This window comes from Dyella sp. RRB7 (genome assembly GCF_022761115.1).
Lineage (GTDB): Bacteria > Pseudomonadota > Gammaproteobacteria > Xanthomonadales > Rhodanobacteraceae > Dyella.
The window spans coordinates 1-6,337 of sequence record NZ_JAKWJS010000012.1; the positions used below are offsets into that span (position 1 = coordinate 1).

Below are 6,337 nucleotides of genomic sequence, written 5' to 3' on the forward strand. Positions count from 1 at the left end.
AGAGTTTGAACGGCGCTACGCGCAAAGCGGCTCGTAAGTGTCTACAGAACTCTGGCCGGTCCAGAGAGGCATTCTTTGCGGAATAGAAGTCGACAAGAGTGTTCCTGAGTCCCCTTTGCGAAAGTCTCCTAGAGGGGCTGCTCAGTCGCATTTCTTCGACTTCACGGATCACGACCGACGAAAGACCAAGGGACTGGTAGTAAACCGCCCGGTTTGCATCAGACAGCATGGGATATGCCCTCGTAGAAGGCGCACGGGACCTTGGCGACCAAACTGCTGCCGCTGATTCCATGCACACGGAAACAAGCTCACGCCACAGAGCGACGAAAGTGCTTGACGTGTTCGGAGGAAGGCACTAAAACTGGAAGGGAAGCAAGTGACCAACAAGCCCGCCTTCACTTTCGAGCCTCGCGTCTTGAACACGCGGGGCTCGACCGTTTATAGCGCCCCTAAAAGCGCTATCCGCTCATGGCATGTCCTCCACTGGAGTGACGTCGCGGGCTCCTCCTCCTTGAACTACGGTCTGAAGCCAAGCGCGAACGACCGGTGTGGCCGCAAACCACCCCCTGCGACCTGGAACTTGAAACATCTCGATTGGAAGGCGACCTGCTTGTCTCGCCTTGGCCAACGCCCCTGTCGAAGCGAAGCCGAGCAGGCGTGCGGTCTCTGTCGCCGACAAGATGGGGGCGTTCGGCAGGTAATTGTCGAGACCCAGTTGAACACTCGGGGCTGAAGCCATCGACTGCTCCCACTCGTAGATTCAGTGCGCTATTCGCGATCTATCCTGTCCAGGCCAAACTCGACATGCTCAGTTCGCGCAAGCTGCAATGGTTCGCTCAAGGCTTAGAAGCCGAGTACATCGCTTACCAGATAGACACTGCGCCCCCAACAGCGCCAAGTCAATCCAACCCGTTTAGGTTCAATGCCTTAGATATATTTACGGATATAGTTCAGGATATAGTTCTGGAATAGTATTCGAGTAAGGGATTGAACAAAGGCCCCCGGCTCCAAGGCCATATACAGAGCCGTTTTTCCGCGTTACTAGGGGCTTAGGTGATTCAGCGCAAAAAAACGACTAAAAATCTCGTCCTGCCGTATGGGCTGTGGATTGACTGCAGCCCCATCCGAGAGAGACCGAACGACCCGCTTGACGACACACATGAAGGCGTTCAGTAGCGCGCAAGGCTTTTCACCCCACAAACACGAGCCCCAATGTCCATCGAAGAAGAGCCGTTACATTCCGAACAGCGCATCACCCTTTCTGACTTCTTTCGGCAGTCTGCACCTCGCCTCCGCAAGGAGTACCCCACCTATTTGCCCATTGTCACCACGGTCGGCGATCCAAACGTCGTGCACGTAGATCTCGCCCTGCTGACGGCAGCACTGCGCGGCGACGAACTCTGGGCAGATTCCGCGGTCGACAGAACGCCTGACACATTCATGCCTGAGCGCTATGCAAGAGCAATCCAGGCGGTACGAAAAGGTGAGCCCATGCATCACCCTTGGCTCTCTTTCCGCTACGGCCGAATTCGAGTGACGGACGGACGCCATCGCCTCTATGCGTTGCTCGACGAGGGCTATACCCATGTCGAAGTGGCCACTGATCCTTGGCATGGAGACATCATTCGGACGATCGCTGATCCAGCGATCCAATTCACGATGCCGTTGCCGGCCGAGTTCCATCACGAATGAGCTGCGCGTAATTCACAGAAAGGCGGATTGAGTCTTAGCGATCGCATCGCGCGATGCCTCTCGAGCAAGACTCGAGTGAAGATATGTCAGGATCGTCGGTATAACAGGGGTCTATCAATGGACATGCAAAAAAGCTTGGATAGCTTACATAGCCTGATGCTCGAACCACGAATTATCCGCGCGCCATACCCTATTCGACAGCGCGATACCGGCCTCGCGCAAATGACAGTCGAGGCCATCTCAGAGGTTTACGCTGTCGAAGGCATAAGCTTCGATACGATCTCAAGTGATCGATCCTTGACGGCAGCTCAGATTGGCGACTGGCTGACAAAGAACGCGAAGTCCTCTCGCGGGACCCCGAGTGACTCTCCGCTCTTTGCGGCTTCGCAGATCACCGTGGCGCTTTCTTGGCTCGAGAAAGGACCAATCGTCGAGGCTACGCCAGCTCTTCTCGAGATGCTCGAAAATACTGACATCGATGACTCGATTACAGCCGAGCAGCTGCGCATGCCAATGCCTCGCAGTCTGTACCTTCTAATGCCACGCACTGGCGAGGAATATCGGCTCTATGACGGCACCGGCGGGTATTTCCCGCTGGAGGGCGTTCTTATTCGCGAATCGCATCCAATAGATCCAGACACCGGTGAGTCAGAGCGATGGTTGGAGTTCGTTGTGGCCAGCTCAACAACCGCAGCATCCAAGAACGCACTGGATGACGCGTACTACTATCGCCCTCTTTCCATATCAAAGGGCGCCGAGTCGAAATCTATTCTTCAGTTGATTGCTGACTACGATATTGAACTCTACGCCAGGCTCGGCCTGACACCACCGGAACCCGGTTCAGCCGAGGAAAAAAATGAAGCCGTTATCCGCCGAGTCGTATCGCTAGCATCGAAAGTACTTCTCTATCTCAACATCCCCAACGTTCGGCGTGCGGACCATCAAGGCCGCTCCGACCTTCTCCGTACAGCGCCGCCGAAAGATCCCGTGAAGCGGCGCAAGTACGAACAGCGCATTCGCGGCACCTTTGACCGCATAGTGGTGGGCCCAACGTGGGAGGAGGCTGGCCTTGGTCGCGCCGGTGAAGGCACTAGTAAACGCGCCCACTTTCGTCGCGGTCATTTTCGCAACCAAGCGTTCGGTAGCGGTCTCTCTCAACGTCGCCTTACTTGGATCCACCCTACAGTAGTAGGGGCCCAGGGGAGCGACTCCCCTCTGCCAAGAGATTACGCGCTGAAGCGCTAACCGTTCTGGTCAAAATGCTAGCAGAGGCATCAGGTTACATGACCAAGATCCCAGCAACCGATCGAACGTTCCATCTCAAGTCTTCGGCCCATATGTTGCAGAAGCTGAGATGGGAACTAGGGCATGCCTATTCACTTGTCCAATCCCAAATGGACATGGAAGCTGCCGCATACTTTGCAATCAATGCAGCAACCACCGCGTGGCACCTGGGAGACTGGGTCTGCGTTGAGCTAAGCGAAAACGACGCCTGGTCAATCGCCAAGGAAAAACTGGACGCTGGAAACGAACAAGAGCTCACATCGTTTCTTCGCAAGGACCCACTACTTTATTCATGCCACCAAATAGCGACCGCCTTCAAGCATAGGGCGATGCTGGAGAGGCATCGGATCGACGGTTTCATGACTGTCGATTCACCTATCGAATTCCTCGTGGGCGAAGAGCCTCATTCAGTGACCACATTTCGCGTCATCTTTCCCGGCGCTGATATCGACCTGATGGCACTCCTCCACTCCGTGGAGCGATGGTGGCAGATGACACTTGCGGTGTTAGGCCTCCTACCTGTTGAATTCTTTGAGCCGGACCAGAATGCATCTGACACAGACGCCATCGAAATATTTGCCGGCTAACTTTGTCGCTAACGCACGGCGCATGAGGCTGAACAAACCTCCTTGTTTCGTCTCGTGTTCGCGCCTCTCAAACCCCAAGCGGGGGTCACATCTGCGGTGATTGCTTCTACGCTTATCAGCAGGCCACGTCTCGTAGTTCTTGACACATCTCACTTGGCAGGACTTGCGGCCGATTGGGATTCGGCTAGTCGCAGTCAACGGCATGCGGCACAGAGTTTCATTCCCAGCCTTGTCGAACATGGGTGGCTACCGTTGCTTTCCTGGCATCAGCTCGAGGAGCTGATGCAACATCAGAACGGCGAACTGGTGGACGCCCGGCTTCGTTATCTGTGGAGCTGGCCATTGATGGCATGGATTCGGCCGTCCGATCCGAATGCAGGCCCTGGGTTAGTTCTTGATGTACTCGAGGCCGAAGTTGTGGCGGCGCATGCTCACCCAGACGCGGATGTGCTCCGAGTCCGCGATATTGCGCGTGAAAGCTTGTTTTCCGTTGGGCCAGCCACAGAGGCAATACCCAATCATTTCAAGGATTGGCGCCTTCTAAGGCCGGCATTGACTGACCTGCAGGAGAACGCACGTAGGATCGCGGCGATCTCCCCGTGGCGCCCGAAGAATATAAACAGGACACGCATCGCTGACTGGATGGGTAGGCCAATGCGCGAAAGCGCAGATGCGGCCCGGACATTCCAGTCTCTTCGAGACAATTTGGCCAACGAAGTCACGACACGTGGAGACAGGCGGATAGTTGACCCTACCGGGATAGCTGACCGATTCTTCTCCGAGATCGCTGAGGACGGTCAACTTATTGCTGGAGACACCGACATGCCTCCTGCCATTCAAATCCTAGTAAACGCAGGCCTACAACCCAATGAGATCGACCCGTCGGCCACGTTTGCCGAGGTTATGAATCTCCTCATCTTTCACAAGCGCCTAGGGATCATAGCCGAGTCAAGCGGCCTGCCCCTGCATCAGCTCAAGCGAACAGTGACCCGCAATCGTCTTCCAGTAGTCGTAATCGAGGAAGGTATGCGGAAGCATGCCCACGATCAGCCAGAGCGCAAAGGCAGCGAACTAAACGATGTCCATCTATTGTGTCTAGCTTCATACGCGGATGTCACCTACGTAGACAAGCGCACCTTGGAGAGCATCCGTCGAGCGAAAGCGAGAGATGCGGTCTTCGCGACAGTGGTCGGGATTGCTAGCAAAGCCAGTAGCTACAACGATATCTTCGCAGAACTTATTAAGACTTAGCTCACGTACGCGGGGCGAGTGGAACAATTCTACCGATCGCTGCCACCTACACGCCGTTCCGAGTTATCACCGATATCTCTGGAACATTGAGTTTTGTGATGATACGCCTATCGCCATTTGAATGAGATCGCAGCACATGGACACCAAACTATTGCTGGAGGCAGTTGAGCGAACTGGCTTCCCACTGGAGCACCACACCGCCAGCCTTTTCAAGAAGGATGGCTGGTCCATCTTCTCCAACAAATATTATCTAGATGACACTAGTGGCCAACCACGAGAGATCGATTTAATCGCATATAAAGCCAATATCGTTGGCGATGTGACGATTTACTCTGCAATCATCGTTAGCTGCAAAAAGTCGTCGCGTAGCCTTTTTGCTTTCTTGACAAGAGGCCAAAACAAGAATGATCCGAACAAAGATCTATTTCCTTTCCAATACTGGACCAACGACAAGGCGATAGAACACATCGTGTCGGCTGAAGTCTTCCCCAAGAAACTATCTCAAGAACTGGCAAAAAGGGCCGGAGACGTGTGGGGCGCACCTGAAAGAGAAATCTTCGGCCTTCAGGAGCTGGCACCAATAACTGCGAGTGGAAAGCCGGGCGACCCAGTAAGCTCCTATAAAGCAGACAACGACCGCGCCTTCTTTTCCAGCATCAGCACCCTCATTAAGGCGCAGTCCTACGAACTCGCCAGGCTTCCCGAACGTCAGAGCGGAGCGCATCTTTACGTATTTGAGCTCCTTACCGTTCTAGAAGGCGATATGGTGGAAGTCGATTACGACAAGGCATCACCAAGCGTCACCGCAACCGACAAGCAAAAGTATATTGCCCACTACATTGTCAATCGGAACGAGCAGTTTACTCGCATCAACTTCGTTAACCGCAGCAGGCTTCCCAACATGGTGCCGCAGTACAGCCGGGCGCATGACACTCTTGTAGCCAAGCTCACTCGGGAACGAGATGCCTTTTACGAAAACATAGTTACTGATCGCCGCCGGGCTGCCGTCTTCATTGAAACGTTCAGGGAGAGGGTCAAAAACATCCTCAACTACTACTCCCCCGGGCTAGTCGGTAGATCACTTGAGGCGTCGGATATCGATTTGGATTGGGACAAGAAGCACTCCGTTGCTCTCGTGCAAATCTATTTCGACTACTCCGATGATGGGGCGAGTGTGATCGAGAAACTAAATTTGGAGAACAGGCTCGGCTCTCACATAGAGGCTGTTTTCAAGTCGATCTATAAGTACGAAGGGGAATTCCGTTTTGAAGAGGCGCCTCCGTTCTAATCGCGCAGGGCCTTGTGAATACTGCCTCCGCATCCTCCCTCACCCGGTGTGCCGGCGTACCGGTGTAAGCCGATATGCGCCCACGTTGGCCAGCGCGAGTGCTGACGATCGCTTGCATAGCCTGAAATATGTAACGGCTACAAAGTGACCGACACCAGCAAACCGGTCGGATGGTAATCCCCCCGCCAATTAGCTGACGTCAGAAGTGGAATTTTCTCGTAGTCTGACCCGAGGA

Annotated in this window: 5 protein-coding genes; all 5 read left to right on the top strand. The window is 54.3% G+C overall.

The features are described 5' to 3' along the window. Nucleotides 1–1,212 precede the first annotated feature (1,212 nt). The 5 genes from MJ606_RS18155 to MJ606_RS18175 all read left to right on the top strand — a co-directional run bounded on the left by MJ606_RS18155 (nucleotide 1,213) and on the right by MJ606_RS18175 (nucleotide 6,102). On the top strand, nucleotides 1,213–1,692 hold the full coding sequence (locus tag MJ606_RS18155) for a hypothetical protein (protein ID WP_243050966.1): 480 nt from the start codon (nucleotides 1,213–1,215) through the stop codon (nucleotides 1,690–1,692). A 117-nt stretch (nucleotides 1,693–1,809) separates the two neighbouring features. Then, nucleotides 1,810–2,937, top strand: coding sequence for a hypothetical protein (locus MJ606_RS18160; protein WP_243050967.1), 1,128 nt, complete (start codon nucleotides 1,810–1,812; stop codon nucleotides 2,935–2,937). 38 nt (nucleotides 2,938–2,975) lie between these two features. Beyond that, nucleotides 2,976–3,563 carry a hypothetical protein gene (locus tag MJ606_RS18165; protein WP_243050968.1) on the top strand — a complete coding sequence of 196 codons (588 nt, stop codon included), beginning with the start codon at nucleotides 2,976–2,978 and terminating at the stop codon, nucleotides 3,561–3,563. Between the two features lie 282 nt (nucleotides 3,564–3,845). Beyond that, nucleotides 3,846–4,814: a hypothetical protein gene (locus tag MJ606_RS18170; RefSeq protein WP_243050969.1), complete on the top strand. Its 969-nt coding sequence runs from the start codon at nucleotides 3,846–3,848 to the stop codon at nucleotides 4,812–4,814. 136 nt (nucleotides 4,815–4,950) lie between these two features. Beyond that, a complete protein-coding gene (locus MJ606_RS18175) occupies nucleotides 4,951–6,102 on the top strand; it encodes a hypothetical protein (protein ID WP_243050970.1) in 1,152 nt (383 codons plus the stop codon). Nucleotides 6,103–6,337 lie beyond the last annotated feature (235 nt).